At 68.2% G+C, this 23,344-nt stretch carries 16 protein-coding genes; all 16 read left to right on the top strand.

Annotated features, from left to right (window positions below; all coding sequences use genetic code 11):
- The first annotated feature begins 117 nt into the window (after nt 1-117).
- The 16 genes from IB228_RS14575 to IB228_RS14500 all read left to right on the top strand — a co-directional run bounded on the left by IB228_RS14575 (nt 118) and on the right by IB228_RS14500 (nt 23,341).
- Complete coding sequence (locus IB228_RS14575; RefSeq protein WP_183636974.1) at nt 118-858, top strand: flagellar motor protein; 741 nt, start codon at nt 118-120, stop codon at nt 856-858.
- A 12-nt stretch (nt 859-870) separates the two neighbouring features.
- Entirely contained in the window at nt 871-1,839 is a 969-nt protein-coding gene (gene motD, locus IB228_RS14570; protein WP_183636976.1) for a flagellar motor protein MotD, read from the top strand.
- Nucleotides 1,839-2,621, top strand: a complete 783-nt coding sequence (locus IB228_RS14565; protein WP_192198999.1) for a ParA family protein — start codon at nt 1,839-1,841, stop codon at nt 2,619-2,621. The genes motD and IB228_RS14565 overlap by 1 nt, the downstream gene beginning before the upstream one ends.
- Nucleotides 2,618-3,895 (top strand): chemotaxis protein CheW, encoded by a 1,278-nt coding sequence (locus tag IB228_RS20085; protein ID WP_192198998.1) that lies wholly within the window; start codon nt 2,618-2,620, stop codon nt 3,893-3,895. Before IB228_RS14565 ends, IB228_RS20085 begins: the two co-directional genes overlap by 4 nt.
- Before the next feature lie 349 nt (nt 3,896-4,244).
- The gene (locus IB228_RS14555; protein WP_183636982.1) at nt 4,245-4,556 is read left to right on the top strand and encodes an STAS domain-containing protein; all 312 of its coding nucleotides are present in this window, start codon (nt 4,245-4,247) and stop codon (nt 4,554-4,556) included.
- Nucleotides 4,553-4,918, top strand: coding sequence for a response regulator (locus IB228_RS14550; protein ID WP_183636985.1), 366 nt, complete (start codon nt 4,553-4,555; stop codon nt 4,916-4,918). The genes IB228_RS14555 and IB228_RS14550 overlap by 4 nt, the downstream gene beginning before the upstream one ends.
- A gap of 58 nt (nt 4,919-4,976) precedes the next feature.
- Complete coding sequence (locus IB228_RS14545) at nt 4,977-6,950, top strand: chemotaxis protein CheA (RefSeq protein WP_183636987.1); 1,974 nt, start codon at nt 4,977-4,979, stop codon at nt 6,948-6,950.
- 92 nt (nt 6,951-7,042) lie between these two features.
- The gene (locus IB228_RS14540) at nt 7,043-8,266 is read left to right on the top strand and encodes a porin (RefSeq protein WP_192198997.1); all 1,224 of its coding nucleotides are present in this window, start codon (nt 7,043-7,045) and stop codon (nt 8,264-8,266) included.
- 208 nt (nt 8,267-8,474) lie between these two features.
- Nucleotides 8,475-10,721: a methyl-accepting chemotaxis protein gene (locus IB228_RS14535; RefSeq protein ID WP_192198996.1), complete on the top strand. Its 2,247-nt coding sequence runs from the start codon at nt 8,475-8,477 to the stop codon at nt 10,719-10,721.
- 522 nt (nt 10,722-11,243) lie between these two features.
- Complete coding sequence (locus tag IB228_RS14530; protein WP_192198995.1) at nt 11,244-13,889, top strand: methyl-accepting chemotaxis protein; 2,646 nt, start codon at nt 11,244-11,246, stop codon at nt 13,887-13,889.
- A gap of 317 nt (nt 13,890-14,206) precedes the next feature.
- Nucleotides 14,207-14,986: a flagellar brake protein gene (locus tag IB228_RS14525; protein ID WP_192198994.1), complete on the top strand. Its 780-nt coding sequence runs from the start codon at nt 14,207-14,209 to the stop codon at nt 14,984-14,986.
- A gap of 134 nt (nt 14,987-15,120) precedes the next feature.
- Nucleotides 15,121-15,597 (top strand): chemotaxis protein CheW, encoded by a 477-nt coding sequence (locus tag IB228_RS14520; protein WP_141452547.1) that lies wholly within the window; start codon nt 15,121-15,123, stop codon nt 15,595-15,597.
- A gap of 581 nt (nt 15,598-16,178) precedes the next feature.
- Nucleotides 16,179-18,470 (top strand): methyl-accepting chemotaxis protein, encoded by a 2,292-nt coding sequence (locus IB228_RS14515; protein WP_192198993.1) that lies wholly within the window; start codon nt 16,179-16,181, stop codon nt 18,468-18,470.
- A 205-nt stretch (nt 18,471-18,675) separates the two neighbouring features.
- Nucleotides 18,676-21,273 (top strand): EAL domain-containing protein, encoded by a 2,598-nt coding sequence (locus IB228_RS14510; RefSeq protein WP_192198992.1) that lies wholly within the window; start codon nt 18,676-18,678, stop codon nt 21,271-21,273.
- Nucleotides 21,270-22,805, top strand: a complete 1,536-nt coding sequence (locus IB228_RS14505; protein ID WP_192198991.1) for a diguanylate cyclase — start codon at nt 21,270-21,272, stop codon at nt 22,803-22,805. Before IB228_RS14510 ends, IB228_RS14505 begins: the two co-directional genes overlap by 4 nt.
- A gap of 131 nt (nt 22,806-22,936) precedes the next feature.
- Nucleotides 22,937-23,341 carry a hypothetical protein gene (locus tag IB228_RS14500; RefSeq protein WP_183637007.1) on the top strand — a complete coding sequence of 135 codons (405 nt, stop codon included), beginning with the start codon at nt 22,937-22,939 and terminating at the stop codon, nt 23,339-23,341.
- The last annotated feature ends 3 nt before the right edge of the window (nt 23,342-23,344 follow it).

Below are 23,344 nucleotides of genomic sequence, written 5' to 3'. Positions count from 1 at the left end.
GAGGCCTCCGGCCGCGAGCCCTTCCGCCCTCAACCGAAAGCCGAACAGACCCCGCTAGCGCACCCGTCCCCAACCCGCCAACTCAAGTCCGGACCGCCAGCGCCGATACCACTGCATATGGACATCTTCAGCCTCATCGGTCTCATCCTCGCCCTGGTCGCCCTGGTCGGCGGCAGCATCCTCAAGGGTGCCGGCGTGTCGTCGCTGTGGTCCTCGGCGGCCTTCGTCATCGTCATCCTCGGCACCGTCGCGGCCATCCTGGTGCATACGCCGCCGGCGGTGTTCAAGCGCGCGGTGTCGATTGCGCGCTGGGTGATCCGCCCACCGGGCGCCGATCACGACGGGCTGGTCGCGCAGATCGTCGAGTGGAGCAACATCGCCCGCAAGCAGGGCCTGCTGGGGCTGGAGCCGCTGGTCAACGAACAGAGCGATCCGTTCCTGAAGAAGGGCCTGCAGATGCTGGTCGACGGGCTGGAACCGGAGGCCATCCGGCACATGCTGGAAATCGACCTCAACAGCCAGGAGCACCAGGATCTGGCCGCGGCCAAGGTGTTCGAAGCGATGGGCGTGTATGCACCGACGCTGGGCATCATCGGCGCCGTGTTCGGCCTGATCGCGGTGATGAAGAACCTGGCCGACCCGAGCAAGCTGGGCCACGGCATCGCCGCTGCGTTCACCGCCACCATCTACGGCATCGCCTCGGCCAACCTGTTCTTCCTGCCGGTCGCCAGCAAACTCAAGAGCGTGATCGGCGGACAGAGCCGCGAGCGCGAAATGATCATCGAAGGCCTGATCGCGATTGCCCAGGGCGAGAACCCGCGCAACATCGAATCCAAGCTGGCCGGCTTCCTGCACTGATCGGGCACCCGCATGGCACGCCGGAAATCCCACGAGGAACACGTCAACCACGAGGCCTGGGCCATTCCCTACGCCGATCTGATGACGTTGCTGCTGGCCTTCTTCGTGGTCATGTACGCCATCTCCACCCTCAACGAGGGCAAGTACCGGGTGATGGCCGACGCGCTCACCGCCGCGTTCGGCGGCGCGCCGCGCACGATCAATCCGGTCCAGGTCGGCAACCACCAACTGCAGGGCGCCGATTTCGATCGCCCCTCGCCGATCAAGTCCGGCGCCAAGCAGGGCCCCTCCGCCCCTTCGCCGGCACCCAACGTGACCCTGCTGGCGGCAATGGCCTCGCAGATGAACATGAGCGTGGACGCCAAGGGCATGCAGAACGCCCACCAGCAACTCGACGCCATCGCCGACAACATCGAGAAGGCGCTGGCGCCGCTGGTCGACCAGAAGCTGGTGGTGGTGCGCCGCGCCGAACTCTGGCTGGAAGTGCAGATCAACAGCGACATCCTGTTCGCCACCGGCTCGGCCGCCCTGGAACCGGCCGCGCAGAGCACCGTGTCCAGCCTGGCCGACGTGCTGGCCGGCGTGCCCAACGGCGTGCGCGTGGAAGGCTACACCGACGACCGTCCGATCCGGACCTACCAGTTCCCGTCCAACTGGGAACTGTCGGCGGCGCGCGCGGCCAGCGTGGTGCACCTGTTCGTGCGCGACGGCATTCCGCCGGAACGACTGGCGATGATCGGCTACGGCGAGTTCCGTCCGATCGGCGACAACGCCACCGTGGAAGGCCGCAACAGCAACCGCCGGGTATTGCTGGTGATCCTGGCCAGCGAGGGCGAACACGCACCGGGCGGATCGCTGCCGGCGATCGCCGCCGCACCCGCACTGCCGGCGATCGCGCCGGCCCAGGCCGAAACATTGACGCCCGCGACGGCCGCCGACGCCGACGCGATGGCGCCCACCCTTGAAGGAGGATCCAACTGATGCGCGTGTGGGCAATCGCCAACCAGAAGGGCGGCGTGGGCAAGACCACCACCACCCTGGCGCTGGGCCGTGGCCTGGCGATGCGCGGCCAGCGCGTCCTGCTGATGGATCTGGATCCGCACTCCTCGCTGACCCGCGCCTTCGGCCTGCCCGCCGAGCCGGCACCGGCCGGCGTGCTGGATCTGTTCGACCAGCCGGCCGCGGAGCTGGGCCCGCTGGTGCGCGAAACCGGCATCGACAATCTGTCCTTCGTCGCCGCGCAGACCGCGCTGGCCACGCTGGAACGCCGCAGCGCCACCCAGCCCGGACTGGGCATGGCGCTGGCCAACGCGCTGGCGCGCGGCGGCCAGGACTACGACTACGTGCTGTTCGACTGCCCGCCCACGCTCGGCCTGCTGATGGTCAACGCGCTGGCCGCCGCCGATCGCGTGATCATCCCGACCCAGACCGAACCGCTGGCGCTGCATGGCCTCAACGGCATGTGCCGGACCGTGGACATGATCGAACGCTCGCGCCGCCGCCCGCTGCCGGCCTCGGTCCTGCCCACCCTGCACGACAAGCGCACCCGCACCGGCAACGACACCCTGCGGCAGATGCAGGAGACCCATGGCGATCGCGTGTGGGACGACGCCATTCCCAACGACACCCGCATCTGCAGCGTCGATGAACTGGTCAGGCCGCTGTCGGCCGGCCAGTACCCGGGCCGCGGCCTGTCCGCGTACCGCCGCGCGCTCGAGTGGCTGCTGGGCTGCGATCGCGTGCAGATGGAGCAGGCCGCGTGAACGCGCAACCGGCGCTGGACGACTATCTGAGGGATCTGCTGGGCGGCGACGTCGCGTCCGCGATTGCCCCGGCCGTCGCCGCGCCGGCTCCGCCGCAGCCGTTCCTGGCGGTGGTGAATGCACCGGTGCCCGCGCAGGCGGACATCGCGTCGCCGGACATGCCTGCTGGCGTGCCCGCCGTGGTGGCGGAGCTTTCGACGGCCGGCGAGCCACACGATGACGCCGGGGCCTTCGATCCGACGCACGAGGAAGTCCTGGAACGCCTGCTGGCGACCACCCGCGGCATCGCCGTGGCCGACGATCCCGACGCCATCCTCGCCCTCCAGCAGGTCGAAGCCGCGCCGGCGATGATTGCACCGGCGACTGCCACCGAGCGCGCGCCCATGACCGTCGAAACCGTGGCTGTCGAAACCGTGCCTGTCGAGACCGCGGCCATCGAACCTGTCTCCATCGAATCCGAACCGCTCGAAATCCCGTCCGTGGACAGCACACCGGCGGCAGCACCACCCGCGATGGCGCCGATGGCCACGGCGGACCTGATCACCGACGACGAATTCGAGGCGCTGCTGGACCAGTTGCACGGCGGCGCGGCGCCCGGCGCACAGGCACCCACCGTTGCCGCGACGGCGCAGGCCGAGCCGACTCCGCCCGCGCCAATGTCCGTCGCCGCGGCACCCGCGCCGGCCACGGTTCCATCCCGACCGGCGCCACCGCCTCCCGCGCGTCCCGCATCTTCGTCGCCCACCATCCCCGCCTACGCCAAGCCGGTGTTCGACATGCTGCAGAGACAACGCGACGACGAGGACAACGCCCCGGCCAGTTCGCCGCACGGCGAGCGCCGGCGCGCCAGCGACCGCACCACCCGCTGGCTGCGGATGCGCTGCGACGACCAGCACTACGCACTGGAACTGCTGAAGGTGCAGGAAGTCGTCCTGCCGGCCACCCTGCTGCCACTGCGCGGCGCGGCCGCGCACATGCTGGGCGTGATGAACCTGCGCGGCCAGGTCGTGCCGGTGATCGACCTGGGCCTGTACCTGGGACGCGCCGAAATCGTCCCCGACAGCCAGGTACGCATCGTGGTGCTGGAGGAAAACGGCGAAATCCTCGGCCTGCGCGTCTCGGCGGTGGAGGACGTCACCCGCCTCACCGAGCAGCAGATCGAACCGCCGGACAACACCCGCATGTGCCGCATCACCCATCCGTTGTTTCGCGGCGTCGCCCGGCTCTCCGGGCGTACGGTGATTTTGCTGGATGCTTCGGAGTTGTTGGGCTGAGGGGCCGGGATTCGGGATGACCGGCCATGCGGCCGTTGAAAGCCGGGATTCGGGATTCGGGATTCGGGATTCGGGATTCGGGATTGGGGATTGGGGATTGGGGATTGGGAAAGCCAAGCTTTTCCTCCCCCTTTGAAAAAGGGGGACCGAGGGGGATTTGCTCTTGGCGCCAAGCAAATCCCACTTCGACCGCTACGCGCTCGCCCGCCCCCTTTTCCAAAGGGGGCCATCCATGTTCGTTCCCACGGCACATCCCAAGTCGCGACGCACTTCCCACTTTTCCACGCGCCGGCTCAAGACCTGCCCGGTCCGGCCGATATCACGCAGGAACCGACCCATCGGAGCGATGATGAGCGCAGTACCCCTGGGCGCGGACCTCGGCATCGAGGCCGCCAGCGATCTGAAGCAGCAACTGGTGCCGCACCTGGCCCAGCCGCAGCCCTTGCTGCTGGATGCCGGGACCGTGCAACGCGTGCACACCGCCAGCCTGCAGGTGCTGTGCACCTTCTTCCGCGAACGCGAACAGGCCGGCCGCGCCACCGCCTTCGCCGGCAGCAGTCCCGCCTTCCGCGACGCCGCCCGCCTGCTGGGCCTGGCCGATCGGCTGGGTCTTTCCCCTTCCGACAACAACGATTCGAAAACTGTGGAGAACGCCGCATGAGCGCACGTATTTTGGTGGTGGACGATTCGGCCTCGATGCGCCAGATGGTCGCCTTCGCCCTGACTTCCGCCGGATACGCCGTGGACGAGGCCGAGGACGGCCAGGTCGCCCTGGGCCGCGCGCAGGGACAGCGTTTCAATGCGGTGGTCACCGACGTCAACATGCCGAACATGGATGGCATCGCGCTGATCCGCGCCCTGCGCGGGCTGCCCGACTACAAGTTCACCCCGCTGTTGATGCTCACCACCGAATCGGCCGCCGACAAGAAGGCCGAGGGCAAGGCCGCCGGAGCGACCGGCTGGCTGGTCAAGCCGTTCAATCCGGAACAACTGGTCGCCACCATCCAGAAAGTCCTGGGCTGATCCGCGCCCGCTTCCGACGACTTCCGCCCTTTCCTGACGCCGCCCGGGTTCCGCACCGATGAACATGGACATGCAACGCTTCCACGCCACCTTCTTCGAGGAAAGCCGCGAAGGGCTGGAAGCGATGGAAGCGGGCCTGCTGCAACTGGAACAGGGCAACCGCGACGGCGAGCTGATCAACTCGATCTTCCGCGCCGCGCATTCCATCAAGGGCGGCGCGGCCACCTTCGGCTTCGACGCGGTCGCCGGCCTGACCCACGTGCTGGAAACGCTGCTGGACGAACTGCGCGCCGGCAAGCGCGACGTCGCCACCCCGGCGATCGACGCGATGCTGGCGTCGGTGGACGTGCTGCGCAGCCTGCTGGCCGAAGCCGAGCACGGCCATCCCGCGGATCCGGCGGGGGTCAAGGACGTGCACGCGCGCCTGACCGCGGTGCTGTCCGGCGACGCCGCGCCCGCCGCCAGCGCCGCGCCGGCGGCGAAGGACGCCGCGCCGGAAGGCTGGCGCATCGGTTTCACCCCGGCGCCCTCGCTGTTCATGACCGGCAACGATCCGCTGCGGATCTTGCGCGAACTGGAGCATCTGGCGCCGCTGGAAGTCGCGTGCCGGATCGATCGCCTGCCCGGCTTCGAGCAGATGGATCCGCTGGAAGCCTATCTGGCCTGGGATCTCGGCCTGCTCGGGCCGGTGCCGCGCACCGCCGTCGAGGAAGCCTTCGCCTGGGTCGTCGATGACTGCGAACTGGATATCCAGCCGATCCCGGCCGCGATCGCCGCGCCGTCCGCTCCGGTCGAGGCCATCACCCTCGCCGCTGCCGGCAACGCCGGCGCGGGTGCGCCCGCGCCGGCGGGCAACGACACCGCCGAAAGTTCAATCCGCGTCAGCGTCGACAAGATCGACGGCCTGATCAACCTGGTCGGCGAACTGGTGATCACCCAGGCGATGCTCAAGCAGGTGTCCGGCCTGCTGGATCCCGGCCAGTGCGAACGCCTGTTCGCCGGCCTGGACCTGCTGGAACGCAACACCCGCGATCTGCAGGAAGCGGTGATCGGCGTGCGCATGCTGCCGGTGGACGCGGTGTTCCGCCGCTTCCCGCGGCTGGTCCGCGACCTGTCCTCGCGCCTGGGCAAGCAGGTCCGCCTGCGCACGATTGGCGAGGGCACCGAACTGGACAAGGGCCTGATCGAACGCATCGCCGATCCGCTGGTGCACCTGGTGCGCAACGCGATCGATCACGGCCTGGAAATGCCCGACACCCGCCGCGACGCGGGCAAGGACGAAACCGGCACCATCACCCTGGCCGCTTCGCACCAGGGCGGCCACATCGTCATCGAGGTCAGCGACGATGGCCGCGGCCTCAACCGCGAGCGGATCCTGGCCAAGGCCGCCGAGCGTGGCCTGCACGTGCCGGAGAATCCTTCCGACGCGCAGGTCTGGGATCTGATCTTCCAACCCGGCTTCTCCACCGCCGACGCGGTCACCGATCTGTCCGGCCGCGGCGTCGGCATGGACGTGGTGCGCCGGAACATCCAGGCGTTGGGCGGCGAAGTGCAGCTGGAAAGCAGCGCCGGCCACGGCACCCGCGTGGTGATCCGGCTGCCGCTGACCCTCGCCATCCTCGACGGCATGACCGTCGCGGTGGGCGAGGAAACCCTGATCCTGCCGCTGGGCTACGTGCTGGAAGCGCTGCAACCGCAGGCCGAGGACGTGCGCACGCTGGCCGGCGAAGGCCGCGTGCTGCGCGTGCGCGGCGAATACCTGCCACTGTTGTCGCTCAACGAGTTCTACCGCTACGGCCATGCGCGCGTCGCCCAGCCGTTGGTGGTGGTGGTCGAGGGCGACGGCCAGAAGCTGGCACTGGAAGTGGACGAGCTGCTCGGCCAGCAACAGGTCGTGGTCAAGAACCTGGAAAACAATTACCGGCGCGTGGACGGGATTTCCGGCGCCACCATCCTGGGCGACGGCCGCGTCGCCCTCATCGTCGACGTGGGTGGACTGGTGCGCTCGCTGCGCATGCCGCAAGCCGCCTGATCGCCCCGCCACCTCTCCTCTTCACCGCCGCCTGCACGCGTGGCCGCCTCCGGGTGACCGCGCAGGGCGTGCGCTTGCCAGATCCTTCCATCATGAAATCCGCTGTCGTTTCCCGCCATTCCCTCGCCCTGATTCCGCTGCTGGCCCTCTCCGCCCCGCACGCCTCCGCCGCCGAAGGCGACGCCACCGGTACGCAGCTCAAGCCGTGGCCGCCGCGCATCGTGTTCGCCAACGGCACCGAGCTGGCCGCCACCGGCAACTACCCCTACGATCTGGTCCGCTTCGACGGCGAGGGTTACGGCACCGCCGCCACCGCGCTGGAGGACGACGAGGACTTCCGCCGCAAGGAATTCGGCTTCACCCTCAAGCGCAAGGGCGTCTACGACGTCACCGCCAGCTACGACTTCCATGCCGACACCTGGATGGACGTGGCGTTGCGGGTGGAAACCAGGGCGCTGTTCGGCCACGACGCCGGCAAGCTGCGCATCGGCCAGTTCAAGTTGCCGGTGGGTTTCGAGGGCTATACCTCCACCCGCGCCGGCAGCTTCCTGGAGAACTCGCTGCCGACCCAGGCGTTCTACGAAAGCCGGCGTGTCGGCGTGGAATGGGCATTCGAGCGCCCCACCCATCTGTGGAACCTGGGCTACTTCTTCGGCAACGATCTGCAGGGCAACAACCGCGGCACGACCCTCGCCGCGCGCGCCGCGTGGACCCCGCGCAAGCAGGCCGGGCACGTACTGCACCTGGGGCTGTCGGCGTCCGAGGAACATCCGCACAGCGAAGTGAATGGACGCGGCCAGACCGTGCTGCCCGGCGTGCGCTGGCGTGCGCGCCCGGAAACCGCGCTCACCGACACGCGGCTGGTCGATTCCGGCACCCTGACCCGGGTCGACCGCATCCGCCGCGAAGGCGTGGAAGCGCTGTGGATCGAAGGGCCATGGTCGCTGCAGGGCGAATACCTGCGCCAGCAGACCACCCGCGACGCCGGCCTGCGCGGTTACTCGGCCGACGGCTGGTATGTCGCCGGCAGCTGGCTGCTCACCGGCGAATCGCGCGTCTACAACGCCGGCAACGTCGCCAACCCGGTGCCCGCGCATGCCTACGGCGCGTGGGAACTGCTGCTGCGCCACAGCCGCATCGACCTGGACAACGACGGCATCCGTGGTGGCCGCGAGAACAACTGGACGCTGGGCGTGAACGCCTATCTCAACCGCTACTTCCGCCTGCAGGCCAACCTGACCCGGGTGGATGCCCAGCGGGCGGGACGGCGGGCGGATCCACGCATCCTGCAACTGCGCGCGCAGTTCTATTTCTGATTCAACCTGCCCGGCCAAGCCCCGCGTCCGCGCCACGCATGGACGCGGCGCCGGATTACGTTTCGACGTCGGGCGCGCCCTTACGACCAACGCACCGTCAAGTTCCAGGCGGTGCCGCCGCTAGTAGCGGCATGACATTCCGTCACCGACGCACGCGGCCACACGGGGAGGCTCCGCGCGCCGTTCCTCCTGGAGAGAGAAGCAAGCAATGAACTGGTTCCGCAACCTGCCGATCGCCCGCAAGCTGGCGGTAGCCTTCACCGTCACCGTCATCCTCACCGTCCTGCTGGGCGCCCTGTCGCTGTGGCGGCTGTCTGTGGCCAATGCGCAGATGCTCGCTGTCAACGAGAACTGGATGCCCGCTGTCCAGCACCTGGGCGAAATGCGCGCCCAGCTCGGCGAGTACCGCACCTACGAGCAGTCGCAGCTGACCAAGCAGGGCCAGCCGGAGGAAATCGCCGACTACGAGAAGAAGCTGGTCGATACCCGCAAGCTGATTGACGCCGAGGAAGCGGCGTACAACGCCATCCCCATCGAATCAAGCGCGAAGGAAAAGGCGATTTACGAAAAGGTGAAGAAGGCGCGCGCCGCCTACTTCGAGGCGCACGACCGCATCTCGGCGGCGGTGGCGGCCGATGATTTCGAGGCCGCGAAAGCCATCTCCACCAACGAATCGCGCTTCCTGCGCCGCGAACTGTTCAACCAGCTCAAGGCACTGTCGCAGTACAACGTGGACAATCTGGCGGCGGAGGTCGCCGCTTCCGAGCGCGCCTACTCGCGCACCGTGCTGGCGATGTGCGTCGGCCTGGGCGTGGCGGTGCTGCTGGCGGTGTTCCTGGCCATCGCCATCACGCGCTCGATCACCGGCCCGCTGGCCCAGGTCGTGCGCGCGGTGAACGCGGTGTCGCGTGGCGATCTGTCGATCAAGGTCGAACGCGGCCACCGCGACGAGTTGGGCCAGATGCTCGCCTCCACCGACGAGATGATGAAGATGCTGCGCCGGTTTTCCGACGAGACCCAGCACATGGTCCACATGCACGCCGGCGAGAACATCTCCCAGCGCGTGTCGGAGGATTTCCCCGGCGTGTACGGCGACCTGGCGCGCGGCATCAACACGATGATGTTCGAACATCTGGACGCCATCGTCGACGCCATCTCCATCCTCAACCGCTACGCGATGGGCGATCTCTCGCAGGACGCGCGCCGCCTGCCCGGCCAGCGGGCGATGCTGCACGAGTCGATGGATCGCGCCAAGGCCAGCCTGGCGGCCATCAATGGCGAGATCAAGCGTCTGGCGGCCGCCGCGTCCGTGGGCGATTTCAGCCAGCGCGGCGACGCGCAGCGCTTCGAACATGATTTCCGGGTGATGATCGACGGCCTGAACGCGATGATGGCGGTCAGCGACACCAACCTGGGCCAGTTGTCGCAACTGCTCCAGGCCATCGCCCGCGGCGACCTGACCGCCCGCATGGACGGCGACTTCCACGGCGTGTTCGCCCGCATGCGCGATGACGCCAACGCCACCGTCGCCCAGCTCACCGACATCGTCTCCCGGATTCAAGACGCCTCCACCGCCATCAACACGGCGGCAGGGGAAATCGCCTCCGGCAACGCCGACCTGTCCCGCCGCACCGAGCAGCAGGCCGCCAACCTGGAAGAAACCGCCGCCTCCATGGAGGAACTGACCTCCACCGTCCGCCAGAACGCCGACTCCGCCCGCCAGGCCAACCAGCTCGCCATCGGCGCCGCCTCGGTGGCCTCCCAGGGCGGCAACGTCGTCGGCCAAGTCGTCACCACCATGCGCGACATCGAAGCGGCCTCGCGCAAGATTGCCGAAATCATCGCCGTCATCGACGGCATTGCCTTCCAGACCAACATCCTGGCCCTCAATGCGGCCGTGGAAGCGGCCCGCGCCGGCGAACAGGGCCGCGGCTTTGCGGTGGTGGCCTCGGAGGTGCGCACCCTGGCCCAGCGCAGCGCCAATGCGGCCAAGGAAATCAAGGGGCTGATTGAAGCCTCGGTGGACCAGGTGGCCACCGGCTCGGCGCTGGTCAACCAGGCCGGCGCGACCATGGGTGAGATTGTCGCCTCGGTCCAGCGGGTCACCGACATCATGGCCGAGATTGCCGCCGCCTCGCAGGAACAATCCGCCGGCATCGAACAGGTCAACCAGACCATCACCCAGATGGACGAGACCACCCAGCAGAACGCCGCCCTGGTCGAGGAAGCCTCCGCCGCCGCCCGCAGCATGGAAGACCAGGCCCGCCTGCTCTCCGAAGCGGTGGATGTATTCGAGCTCGACGGCCATGCCCCGGCCGCGCGGATGCCGACACCGGTCGCCGCGTCGGCGCCGGCCGTGCGCGCGCCCGCGCGGCCCGCCCCGCGCAAACCCGCCGCACCCGTTCGCCGCAAGCCCGAACCGGCCCTGGCCGACGGCGACTGGCAGGAGTTCTGACCACTGCCTTCCCGCTGTTGCCTCCCCCTTCGAAGAAGGGGGACCGAGGGGGATTGGCTCTTGGCGCCAAAAGCCAATCCCCCGTCACCCGCTGACGCGGGTGCCCGCCCCCTTTTTTCGCCTTCAACCGCCGAATGGCAGGTCAAGGGGGCTATCCACTCCGCGGACGACCTGCTTTTGCCTCCCCCTTCGCAGAAGGGGGATTGAGGGGGATTGGCTCTTCGCGCCAAAAGCAAATCCCCTGCTTCGCAGACGCTCGCCCCTTTTTGCGCCTTCAACCGCCGAATGGCGGGTCAAGGGAGCTGTCAACTCCACGGACGACCTGCTTTTGCCTCCCCCTTCGAAGAAGGGGGATTGAGGGGGATTTGCTCTCTCTCCCTCCCTCACGCATCTCCAGGCACGCAACCTCCCGCAAAAGCACGATTACGCCTAAAGCCCTGCATCGCCCGGCCGATGCAGTGCATTGCAGACCGCTCCCCCACCGGCCTGGTGATTCTTCCGTCCTCGCTACCGGCCTTTTTCATGACCCGCTCACTCCGGAACTTCGCAAGCAGCAGCGTCGCCACCCGCCTGATGTCCGGCACGGCCCTGATCGCCGCGCTCGCCTTCGGCGTCACCGCCCTGATCACCTACATCCGCAGCAGCAATGCGCTCCTGGACAGTGCGCAAACCAGCATGCAGAACCTCGCGCAAGCGGAGGCGGAACGCATTTCCGGAGATCTGGAGCGCGCGTTCTCCACCAATGAAACGCTCCGCGACAGTTTCCTCAGCCAGCGAGCGCATGCCGGCCTGGACCGCGGCACCGCCAGTGCCATCATCCGCCAGCAACTGGTCACCCATCCCGAATGGGTCGGCGTGGGCACCATCTGGGAACCGGATGCATTCGACGGCAAGGACGCGGAGAACGTCACCACAGAAGGCCACGACGCCACCGGCCGGTTCATGAGCTACTGGGCCTGGAGCGACGGCCAGCCGATGCAGGAAGCGCTGCGCGACTATGAAGTCCCCGGCAATGGCGACTGGTACCTGCTGCCACGCAAGCTCAAGCAGCCGGTGGTGCTGGAGCCCTACGAATACGAGATCGGCGGTCGCAAGATATTGATGACCACGCTGGCCACGCCGATTGTGGAGAACGACAGGTTTGTCGGCGCGATGACCGTCGATTTCGCACTGGAGTCCCTGCAGAAATCCATCGCCAGGTTGCGGCCGATGGGCGAAGGCCATGTCCGCCTGCTGTCGCCGGCCGGTACCGTGGTCGCCGATCCGGATCCGGCCAAGGTCGGGCGCAAGCTGGAAGACGCCGGCACCCGTGCCGTGCTGTCCAGCATCGCCAAGGGGCAGTCCGTCTTCCGCGAAAGCCGGGATGCGACCCTGGATGAGGATCTGGTGGAAGCCTATGTGCCGCTGCAGATCGGACAGGCCGCGCAGCGCTTTGCCCTGGGCGTGATGGTGCCGCGCTCGCTGCTGATGCAGCAGGCCCACTCGCTGCTGTTGACCATCATGGTGGTCGGGCTGATCGCCGCCAGCGTGCTGTGCGGTGCGTTGTTCGTACTGATGCGCCGTCAGATCCTCAAGCCACTGGCCGAGGCCGTGCGCATTTCCGACGCCATCGCCGAAGGCCGGCTGGACAACCGCATTGCCCAGGATCGCGATGACGAGTTGGGACAGCTGCAGGGCGCGATGCTGCGCATGCAATCCCAGATCCATGCGCTGATCGCCGCGCTGGGCGAAATGACCCGACGCCACCAGGAAGGCACGATCAGCTATCGCATGGACGAGTCCGCGTTCCCCGGCGAGTACGGCCGGATGGCGCGTGAAACCAATGCGCTTATCGGCGAACACATCAAGGTGAAGATGCGCGCGGTCGAGGTGATGCGGCATTACGCCATCGGCGATCTGTCGGTGGACATGGAAGACCTGCCGGGTGAGAAGGCGGTCATCACCGAAGCGATGCGGGCCACCAAGGCGAGCCTTTCGGCCATCAACGCCGAGATCAAGCGCCTGGCCAGCGCCGCGGCCGCCGGTGACTTCAGCCAGCGCGGCGAGGTCGACCGCTACCAGTACGACTTCCGCGACATGGTCGCCGGCTTGAACCAATTGATGGAAACCACCGACGGCAACCTGGACCAGGTCTCCCAACTCTTGCAAGCCATCGCCCGCGGCGACCTCACCACCCGCATGGACGGCGACTTCCACGGCGTGTTCGCCCGCATGCGCGATGACGCCAACGCCACCGTCGCCCAGCTCACCGACATCGTCTCCCGCATCCAGGACGCCTCCACCGCCATCAACACCGCCGCCGGCGAGATTGCTTCGGGAAATGCGGATTTGTCCCGCCGCACCGAGCAGCAGGCCGCCAATCTGGAAGAAACCGCCGCCTCCATGGAGGAACTGACCTCCACCGTCCGCCAGAACGCCGACTCCGCCCGTCAGGCCAACCAGCTCGCCATCGGTGCCGCTTCGGTGGCTTCGCAAGGCGGCAACGTCGTCGGCCAGGTCGTCACCACCATGCGCGACATCGAAGCGGCCTCGCGCAAGATTGCCGAAATCATCGCCGTCATCGACGGCATCGCCTTCCAGACCAACATCCTGGCCCTCAATGCGGCGGTGGAAGCGGCCCGCGCCGGCGAACAGGGCCGGGGCTTTGCGGTGGTGGCCTCGGAGGTACGCACCCTGGCCCAGCGCTCGGCCAACGCGGCCAAGGAAATCAAGGGGCTGATTGAAGCCTCGGTGGACCAGGTGGCCACCGGCTCGGCGCTGGTCAACCAGGCCGGCGCGACCATGGGTGAAATCGTCGCCTCGGTCCAGCGGGTCACCGACATCATGGCCGAGATTGCCGCCGCCTCGCAGGAGCAGTCCGCCGGCATCGAGCAGGTCAACCAGACCATCACCCAGATGGACGAGACCACCCAGCAGAACGCCGCCCTGGTCGAGGAAGCCTCCGCCGCCGCCCGCAGCATGGAAGACCAGGCACGCCTGCTCTCCGAAGCGGTGGATGTGTTCGAGCTCGACGGCCATGCCCCGGCCGCGCGGATGCCGACACCGGTGGCCGCCACGTCGGCGCCGGCCGTGCGCGCGCCCGTGCGGCCCGCATCGCGCAAACCCGCCGCGTCCGTTCGCCGCAAGCCCGAGCCGGCCCTGGCCGACGGCGACTGGCAGGAGTTCTAAGCCCCACGAACAAGAGGGGATTTACCGCCAAAAGCAAATCCCCCGTCACCTGCTTCGCAGGCGTCCGCCCCCTTTTGCAAAAGGGGGCTGACAACTCCACGGATGACCCGCTTTTTGCCTCCCCCTTCGAAGAAGGGGGATTGAGGGGGATTGGCTCTTTCCGCCAGCAACAAACACCGCTCGACTCCCCCCGCGCGGGTCAATCCCCGTCACGATCGCTCTCCCCTTCTCTAAAGAATCCGTGACGAGGTCGATATATCGACAGGTGTCCCGCTCCCCACCGGGCCTGGCCATTTTCCGCTTCCCACATCGAGCCCATGTCCGAACAGATCGAGGCCGCCACCCAGGAACCCGTGCGGTACGACGAGGAAGAGAAGTACCTGCTCCGGCACCCGCGCGACATTCGCCAGGTGCTGCAGGCACTGACCGACCGCCGCGCCCTGATCAGCGCGCACCTGGTGCCGCGCGGCCATGTCTTTCCCACCGCGCTCATCGAGCTCGCCGCCGATGAGGGAAGCCTGCTGTTCGACGGCAGCATCAGCGAAACCATCAACCGCGCGGTCGAGGAAGCGGCCCAGATCATCTGCGTTTCGCAGCTGGATCGCGTGCACGTGCAGTTTCCCCTGACCGATTGCGAACGCCTGCGCGTGGACGGCCAGACCGCCTTCCGCGCGCCGCTGCCGGAGCGCGTGCTGCGCCTGCAGCGGCGCGAGTTCTATCGCCTGCAGGTGCCGGTCTCGTACCCGGTGCGCTGCCTGATCCCGTTCGCCGCCGGCGAGGAGGAACCGCAGTGGGTGGAAATGCGGGTGCTGGACATCAGCGGCGGGGGCCTGGCGGTGGAAGTGCCGCCGGAGCGCCCGGAATTCCGTCCCTTCCGCGAATACACCGACTGCCGGCTCCTGCTGCCGGACGGCGAGCCGCTGCAGGTGCGGCTGATGGTCAAGAACCTGTTTCGCCAGTCCCGCCCCAACGGCCGGGAAATCTGGCGGGCCGGCTGCCAGTTCACCGACCTGCCGCGCGGCGGCGACGCCCAGATCCAGCGCTACATCTTCCGCATGGAACGGCAGCGCAGCGCCCGCGAGCGCGGGATCGGCTGACGCTCCGATTCTGCGGCCCCCATCCCGGTTCCACGCGCCGCCTCGCCTCCCCACCTAAAGTCCCCGCCCTCCCGGCCGATGAGTAGCGGGAAGGACGCCTCCGCGTCCCAGCCAGAATGCACAGGAGCATTGCGATGAGCGACAACAAGACCACGGCCGCGGAGTTCCTCAGCTTCGCGCTGGGCGAGGAGCACTACGGGGTGGACATCCTGAAGGTCCAGGAGATCCGTGGTTACGACGCCGTCACCCGGCTGCCGGATGCGCCCGAGTACATCAAGGGCGTGATCAACCTGCGCGGTACCATCGTCCCGGTCATCGACCTGCGCCTGAAGCTGCGCCTGAAGGAAGCGCGCTATGACGCCTTCACCGTGATGATCGTGCTCAACGTCGAGGACCGCGTGGTCGGCATCGTGGTCGACAGCGTCTCCGACGTGATCCCGCTGGAGCAGGATCAGATCCGCCCGACTCCCGAGTTCGGCGCCAGTGTCGATACCCGCTTCATCTCCGGTATCGGCACCGTCGACGACCGCATGCTGATCCTGCTGGACATCGAGACCCTGATCGACAGCGCCGACCTGACCGAACACACCGCCGAAGCCGAAGCGGCCTGACGCCGCTCGCGCGACGGTTCCATCGCATGACCGCCCGCGCGGGGGGAGCCAGGCTTCCCCCGCGTCCGCGCACGCCCCGCGCGGCCGGCTGTCAGGCATTCCCCTACGACCAAGGATGATTCAACGCCCGCGCGCTCCGCGCCGATAGCACTACCGGGCCCAGCGCCCCTCTGCCAGAAGTGAACGGAAGTCCCCATGAAGTCCGCTGCATCCCGCCCGCGTTCCAGTGATCCCTCCCGGTGCGGCAAGTTCCTCTCGATACCGGCCGCGCCGGTCATCGGCGTTGCCGCTCCGTGCAGCGCGAGCGGGCGCCGGAATCATCGCGGACGGCGGCAATGGCAGGCATGGTTCGGCACCACGCAGGGTGCGCACGAATCCGATTCTGTAATGGTGCCGCCCCCGACCGCAGGAGCGCCGTTCCCGACGCGAGCTTCTCGCGCGGACGAGCCCCCGGCGGAAAGCTCGCGGCCGGAGGCCGCTCCTGCCCGGGTTCCCGTCCGGGTTCCCGCCCAAGCATCCCTTCGTGCTTACGCCGTCCGCCGGCGTATCGCCTGATCCTCTTTTCCTTCCCCGAGTTCGCCATGAACCTGTCCCGCCGCTTCGCCAACCTGCCGGTCCGGCACAAACTCAACCTGCTTACCGTCCTGATCGCGATCGGCATCGTGGCCCTGGCCGTGATCGCCGCGCGCATGCAGTACCTGGATCTCTACGAGACCCGCAAGGCGGGCCTGAAGACCCGGGTGGAGCTGACCTTCGGCATCCTCGACCACTACGCGGGCCTGGAAAAATCCGGCGAACTGGACCCCGCGGCGGCCCGCGCGAACGCGCTCAAGGCAATCGAGCGCATGCGCGGCAACAAGGGCGTGGACTACTACTACATCCACGACATGCAGCCGGTCATGCTGATGCATCCGATCCGCAAGGAATTGGCCGGCAAGCCGATTGGCGACGAACGCAGCCCGGACGGCGTGTTGCTGTATCGCGAGGGCGTGGAAGCCGCGCGCCGCGGTGGCGGTTTCGTCGAGTTCCGCTGGCCCAAGCCGGGCGGCGACGAGCCGATCGCCAAGGTCGTCTATGCCGCGCCCTACAAGACCTGGAACTGGGTGGTGGCCACCGGCGTGTACATGGACGACGTACAGGGCCAGGCCTGGATGTTCACCGGCATCATGACCCTGGCCGGCGGCACGCTGGTGATCATCGTGGTGCTGCTGAGCTGGATCATCGGCACCCGCATCGTGGTGCCGCTGCGGCACGCCACCCGCGTGGCCGAGTCCATCGCCGCGGGCCGGCTGGAGAACGCCATCGGCGAGCAGCCGCACGACGAACCCGGGCGCCTGCTGGAAAGCATGCACCGGATGCAGGACCAGTTGCGCGCGGTGATCGGCGCGCAGCGCGAGATGGCGCGCCGCCATGACGAAGGCACCATCAGCTATCGCATGGACGAATCCGCGTTCCCCGGCGAGTACGGGGACATGGTGCGCGAGACCAACGGTCTGGTCGGCGAGCACGTGGCCGCAATCCTGGACGCGCTGCGCATCATGCAGCGCTACTCCATCGGTGATCTGTCGGTCGACATCGCGCGCCTGCCCGGCGAGAAGGCGCTGATGACCGAAACGGTCGATGCGGTGAAGGCAAGCCTTTCGGCCATCAACGCCGAAATCAAGCGCCTGGCCAGCGCCGCGGCCGCCGGTGACTTCAGCCAGCGCGGCGAGGTCGACCGCTACCAGTACGACTTCCGCGACATGGTCGCCGGCTTGAACCAGTTGATGGAAACCACCGACGGCAACCTGGACCAGGTCTCCCAGCTGCTCCAGGCCATCGCCCGCGGCGACCTGACCACCCGCATGGACGGCGACTTCCACGGCGTCTTCGCCCGCATGCGCGATGACGCCAACGCCACCGTCGCCCAGCTCACCGACATCGTCAGCCGGATTCAAGACGCCTCCACCGCCATCAACACGGCGGCAGGGGAAATCGCCTCCGGCAACGCCGACCTGTCCCGCCGCACCGAGCAGCAGGCCGCCAACCTGGAAGAAACCGCCGCCTCCATGGAGGAACTGACCTCCACCGTCCGCCAGAACGCCGACTCCGCCCGCCAGGCCAACCAGCTCGCCATCGGCGCCGCCTCGGTGGCCTCCCAGGGCGGCAACGTCGTCGGCCAAGTCGTCACCACCATGCGCGACATCGAAGCGGCCTCGCGCAAGATTGCCGAAATCATCGCCGTCATCGACGGCATCGCCTTCCAGACCAACATCCTGGCCCTCAATGCGGCGGTGGAAGCCGCCCGCGCCGGCGAACAGGGCCGCGGCTTTGCGGTGGTGGCCTCGGAGGTACGCACCCTGGCCCAGCGCAGCGCCAACGCGGCCAAGGAAATCAAGGGGCTGATTGAAGCCTCGGTGGACCAGGTGGCCACCGGCTCGGCGCTGGTCAACCAGGCCGGCGCGACCATGGGCGAGATTGTCGCCTCGGTCCAGCGGGTCACCGACATCATGGCCGAGATTGCCGCCGCTTCGCAGGAGCAGTCCGCCGGCATCGAACAGGTCAACCAGACCATCACCCAGATGGACGAGACCACCCAGCAGAACGCCGCCCTGGTCGAGGAAGCCTCCGCCGCCGCCCGCAGCATGGAGCAGCAGGCGCAGGGCCTGGCCGAAGCCGTCGATGTGTTCGTCATCGAAGACAGCAACCCGTCGGTGGGAGCGCCGTCCCCGGCGCGAGCTTCTCGCACGAACGGTACCCACCCCGCCAAGAGCTCGCGGCCGGAGGCCGCTCCTACCCGCGTGGCCTCCAGCCGCACGCTCTCCCCACGCCAGCCCATGCCGCATCGCGAACCCGCGCCCGCACTGGCGGACGCGGAGTGGCAGACCTTCTGAGCAACCACGAGTCGCCCATGACCGCGCCCGACATGCCATTGGTCCGACCACCGGGCATGTCGGCCTCAAGCGAACGCGTCCGTGGCCGATATCTGATCCCGCCTGGAACCAACGGATGGCGCATGAGCCCCGACTTTCCTCCCCATCGCCGCCATGCCCGCCCGATCCTCGCATCGGGGCGGTGCTCCTTGCGCGGTGACAGGGCATGAAAGCATCCGTGTACGCGCCCGCCTCGGCCGACACCGCATTCGATCTGCTGTTCCAGACCCTGGAGCAGTCCAACGACGCGGTACTCGTGCTCGACGAGCGCAATCGCATCGTGCTGTTCAATACCGCCGCCGAGAAGCTCTGGGGCGTGCCGCGGACGCAGGCGCTGGGGCAGCCGCTGCACCACTTCCTGCCTTGTCCGGTCGAAGGTGGCGCGGATCTGTCCGACCACGCCTGCGCCGCGCATTGGATTGGCGGCCATCGCGAGGTGATGCTGGAACGCGGCGACGGCCGCCGCATCACCGCCTCGCTGACGATGTCGCCGGTCGAAGCCGGCGGCCGCCAGTTCCACACCGCCGCACTGCGCGACTTCACCGACGTGCGCCTGCAGCGTGAGCGCATGCGCCAGCTTTCGCTGGTGGTGGATCGCAGCGACAACGCCATCTTCGTCAGCGCACCCAACCGCCAGGTCCTGTACGTCAACAGCGGCTTCACCCGCATGCTGGGCTACGAGCTGGAAGACCTGCGCAACCGCAAGCCCAGCGAAGTGCTTTCCGGCCCGCACACCGAGCCGCAGTTGGGCGACCTCATCGAGCGCTCGCTCGCACTGTCGGAAGGCATGCAGACCGAAGTGCTGCTCTACACCAAGAGCGGACGTCCGTTGTGGGTATCGGCCGCGATCAATCCGGTCCTCGATGACGACGGCCGCACCATCGGGTTGGTCAGCGTGCTGACCGACATCACCCAGACCAAGGCCCACCAGGTCCTGCATCACAAGGTGCTGGACGCAATGGTGCGCGAGCAGCCGGTGGCCGACGTGATGACCCTGATGTGCCGGGAAGTCGAGCGCATCGCCCCGGAAGTCGCGGTGTCCGTGCTGGCGGTGGATGGCGATGGCCGGCTGCGGCCGCTGGCCGCGCCCAGCCTGCCGGCCGCGCTGGTGGCCGCCTGCGATGGCCTGGCGATCGGACCGCGCGTGGGCGCCTGCGGCACCGCCGCCTGGCGCGGCCGCCCGGTGCACGTGCCGGACGTCGCCACCGATCCGCTGATGCTGGGCTTCCGCGATCTGCTGCTCGGCAACGGCCTGCATGCCTGCTTCTCCAGCCCGATCAAATCCAGCAGCGGGCGCGTGCTCGGCACGCTCTGCTTCTACTATCGGGAACGGGGCGAACCCAATGATCTGCACCGCCGCATCGCCGACACCTGCCTGCACCTGTGCGCGCTTGCGATGGAACGCGAGCAGACCAACGAGCGGGTCCACCAACTCGCCTTCTACGACACCCTGACCGGCCTGCCCAACCGGATCATGTTCAGCGCCAAGGCCGAACAAGTCCTGGCCAACTCCGCCCAGCTGAGCGCCCAGGCGGCGGTCCTGTTCATCGACGTGGATCGCTTCAAGCGCGTCAACGAGGCGCAGGGCCACGCCGCCGGCGACGGCCTGCTGCGCGACATCGCCGCGCGCCTGGCCGAGGAACTGCCCGGCCCCAACCTGATCGGCCGCCAGGCTGGCGACGAGTTCGTCGCGGTGTTGCCGCAATGTTCGACCGAACAGGCCGCCAGCGTCGCCGAACGCCTGCTGGGCGCCATCGCGCGCCCGGCCACCGCCGGCGTGATGACCCTGCATCCCAGCGCTAGCATCGGCGTGGCGATCTATCCAGACGACGGCCGCGACATCGATCTGCTGCTGCGCCACGCCGACATGGCGATGTATCGCGCCAAGTCCGACGGCGGCGGCAGCGTGCGCTTCTTCAGCGGCGACATGAACCGGGTCGCGCAGGAACGCGTATCGCTGGAAACCGCGATGCGCGAGGCGTTGCTGGCCGACCAGTTCAGCCTGCACTACCAGCCGCAGATCAGCGGCGGCGGCGAACCCACCCTGTATGGCGTGGAAGCGCTGCTGCGCTGGGAGCATCCGGAGCTGGGCACCGTGCCGCCCTCGCGCTTCGTGCCGGTGGCCGAGGAATGCGGCCTGATCGCCGACCTCAGCCTGTGGGTGCTGGAACACGCCTGCGCGCAGATGGCCGACTGGCGCGGTCGTGGACTGCGGGTGCCGCGGGTGGCGGTGAACGTCTCGGCGATCAATTTCCGCGATCCGGATCTGTCGCTGCAGATCGCCAGTTGCCTGGATGCCCACGGCCTGCACCCGGATGATCTGATCCTGGAAATCACCGAGAGCGTGATGCTGGATCCCAATCCGGACGTGCTGGAGAACATCGAGGCGATCTACGTGATGGGCGTGCGCCTGTCGCTGGACGATTTCGGCACCGGCTACTCCAGCCTCAGCCACCTGCACCGACTGCCCATCTACGAGCTCAAGCTCGACCAGAGCTTCGTCCGCGACATCGACAGCAGCGCCATCGCCCGCACCCTGACCACCTCGGTGCTGCGCATCGGCGAGAGCCTGAGCATGAAGGTGGTGGCCGAGGGCGTGGAAACCGGTGCGCAGCATGCGTTCCTGGCCGAACAGGGCTTCCCGGTGCTGCAAGGCTACCTGTTCTCCGCGCCGCTGCCCGCGCCGGCACTGGAGCACTGGCTGGGCAACAACGACTACGTGACGATGCCGGTGTCCGGGGACGAGGCCGCGCACGCGCCATGAGCGCCGTCCCGCGCACGCCGCCGGTGCAGCGGTTGCCGGCGGCGTATTCGCTCACACCGCACCTCATCTATCCGCATCGGCTGTACCTGCTGCATGTCATCGCCAGCGCGCTGGCGCTGGCGGCGATGGTGCCGGCGATGTGGACGCTGCAGGTCTCGTCCGGACACTGGATCAGCACCTTGCTGATCGGCCTGGGCTGGCCGCACCTGGCGCGCTGGCGCTATCGCCGCAGCCGCCATCCCAACCGCGCGGAGATGCAGAACGTCCTGGTCGATGGCGTACTCGCCGGGATGGCGCTGCCGCTGATCGCGTTCAACCTGCCGATCAGCGCGGCGCTGCTCGCGGTGACCTGCTTTGCCGCCATGTTCGGCGGCGGCCCGCGCCTGCTCGCGGGCAATCTGCTGGCCTTCGCGCTGGGCGTGCTGGTGGGCATTCCCATCTACGGCCTGCACTGGTTGCCGGGGCTGGACGGGCTCTCGTTCCTGGCCAGCTTGCCGCTGGCGTTGCTGGCGCCGCTGGCCCTGCTGCACGTCGGCTACGACGTCACCCGCGGCCTGCACCACCGCCGCAACGAACTGGAACTGCGCGGCTGGCACGACGGGCTGTCCGGGTTGTTCAACCGCAGCCACTGGGAAGACACCGTGCGCGCGGAATTCGCCCGCAGCCGCCGCACCGGCCAGCCCGCCACGCTGGTGCTGGCGGATCTGGATCACTTCAAGCAGATCAACGATCTGTACGGCCACGCGGAGGGCGATTCCGTGATCCGCCGGTTCGCGGATCTGCTGCGCACCAATCTGCGCGACATCGACGTGCCCGGACGCTACGGCGGCGAGGAGTTCGGCATCCTGTTGCCGCTGACGCCGCTGCCCGAGGCGATGGAAGTGGTCCGCCGGCTGCATCGGCGCCTGCACGAGGCGCCGCTTTCACGCCATCGCACCATCACCGCCAGCTTCGGCGTGGCCGAGCTGTCCGCCGACATCGACAGTCCGGAGACCTGGATCCGCCAGGCCGACCTGACCCTGTATCGCGCCAAGTACGACGGCCGCGACCGCATCGCCGAACGCAGCGCCGCGCCCGCCGCTTCCTCCGCAATCGACGGCACCCCGCCGCGTTCGCCGCCACGTTCGCCCCTGCGCCCGGCGCTGTCGCCGCGCGACCCCGCGGTGCTGGCGCAGTTGCTGCAGGGCATCGACATCGCCGATACCCCGGTGGCGATGTACAACCCGGACGATCAGTTGGTGATGGCCAACGACGCCTACATCCGCCTGCACGGCATTCCACCGGGCGTGGTCCGCTTCGCCGACGTCATCCGCCATGCGCATCGCCTGCGGCAGGGCGTGGCATTGGACAGCGATCCCGAAACCTGGCTGCGGGACGTGCAGCGGCAGCGCCGTCGCGCGCCACGCCGGCTGTTCCCGGTGACGACCCTGGACGGTGTCCGCTTCCAGGGCATCGAGGTGTGTTTCAACGACGGCTGGATCCTGACCACCCTGGTGGCGGCCGCACCGACCGGTCTGGCCAGTCCGGCCTGACGCAAAAATGTGACGCCGTCCGCGAACACGCGGGCCGGCGGCCGCGCCGACTCAAGTTCGCCCCGGAGGGGCCGATGACTGCCTTCAAGACGCCTTCGGCGTCATCGATTGTCCCTTCCCGGAGAGCACCCATGAAGATCGCCACCCTCGTTACCCTGTCGGCCGCCGTCGTGGGCGCCGCCCTTCTGCTGCCGGCCGAGCGCGCCAACGGCCAGGCCCAGATCACCGACGCCATCCCGGCCGACAAGGCGGTGCGTTTCGCCGGCCGCGACGGCACCGTCTGCGGCAAGGTCGGCAAGGCCCGTTTCGCCGAAAACTCCGAAGGCACCCCGACCTTCCTGTACATGGGCGGCGACTTCCCGCGCCACACCTTCACCGCCCGCATCCCGGGTTCGGACCGCGGCAAGTTCAAGCCCGCGCCGGAAACCCTGGAAGGCAAGGACGTGTGCGTGATCGGCAGCATCCAGCGCGACAGCTCGCGCGCCGAAATCGTGGTGACCTCGCCGAGCAACCTCAAGCTGGCATCGATGCGCTGATCG

It is taken from the genome of Pseudoxanthomonas sp. PXM04 (assembly GCF_014851695.1).
Taxonomy (GTDB): Bacteria; Pseudomonadota; Gammaproteobacteria; order Xanthomonadales; family Xanthomonadaceae; genus Pseudoxanthomonas_A; species Pseudoxanthomonas_A beigongshangi.
This window is presented reverse-complemented; position numbering and strand designations above follow the sequence as displayed.

Coding starts and splice junctions, on each gene's coding strand:
- motD (WP_183636976.1), top strand. CDS start 871: ATGGCACGCCGGAAATCCCACGAGGAACACGTCAACCACGAGGCCTGG.
- IB228_RS14575 (WP_183636974.1), top strand. CDS start 118: ATGGACATCTTCAGCCTCATCGGTCTCATCCTCGCCCTGGTCGCCCTG.
- IB228_RS14515 (WP_192198993.1), top strand. CDS start 16,179: ATGAACCTGTCCCGCCGCTTCGCCAACCTGCCGGTCCGGCACAAACTC.
- IB228_RS14540 (WP_192198997.1), top strand. CDS start 7,043: ATGAAATCCGCTGTCGTTTCCCGCCATTCCCTCGCCCTGATTCCGCTG.
- IB228_RS14565 (WP_192198999.1), top strand. CDS start 1,839: ATGCGCGTGTGGGCAATCGCCAACCAGAAGGGCGGCGTGGGCAAGACC.
- IB228_RS14555 (WP_183636982.1), top strand. CDS start 4,245: ATGAGCGCAGTACCCCTGGGCGCGGACCTCGGCATCGAGGCCGCCAGC.
- IB228_RS14535 (WP_192198996.1), top strand. CDS start 8,475: ATGAACTGGTTCCGCAACCTGCCGATCGCCCGCAAGCTGGCGGTAGCC.
- IB228_RS14545 (WP_183636987.1), top strand. CDS start 4,977: ATGAACATGGACATGCAACGCTTCCACGCCACCTTCTTCGAGGAAAGC.
- IB228_RS14505 (WP_192198991.1), top strand. CDS start 21,270: ATGAGCGCCGTCCCGCGCACGCCGCCGGTGCAGCGGTTGCCGGCGGCG.
- IB228_RS14550 (WP_183636985.1), top strand. CDS start 4,553: ATGAGCGCACGTATTTTGGTGGTGGACGATTCGGCCTCGATGCGCCAG.
- IB228_RS14510 (WP_192198992.1), top strand. CDS start 18,676: ATGAAAGCATCCGTGTACGCGCCCGCCTCGGCCGACACCGCATTCGAT.
- IB228_RS14525 (WP_192198994.1), top strand. CDS start 14,207: ATGTCCGAACAGATCGAGGCCGCCACCCAGGAACCCGTGCGGTACGAC.
- IB228_RS14530 (WP_192198995.1), top strand. CDS start 11,244: ATGACCCGCTCACTCCGGAACTTCGCAAGCAGCAGCGTCGCCACCCGC.
- IB228_RS14500 (WP_183637007.1), top strand. CDS start 22,937: ATGAAGATCGCCACCCTCGTTACCCTGTCGGCCGCCGTCGTGGGCGCC.
- IB228_RS14520 (WP_141452547.1), top strand. CDS start 15,121: ATGAGCGACAACAAGACCACGGCCGCGGAGTTCCTCAGCTTCGCGCTG.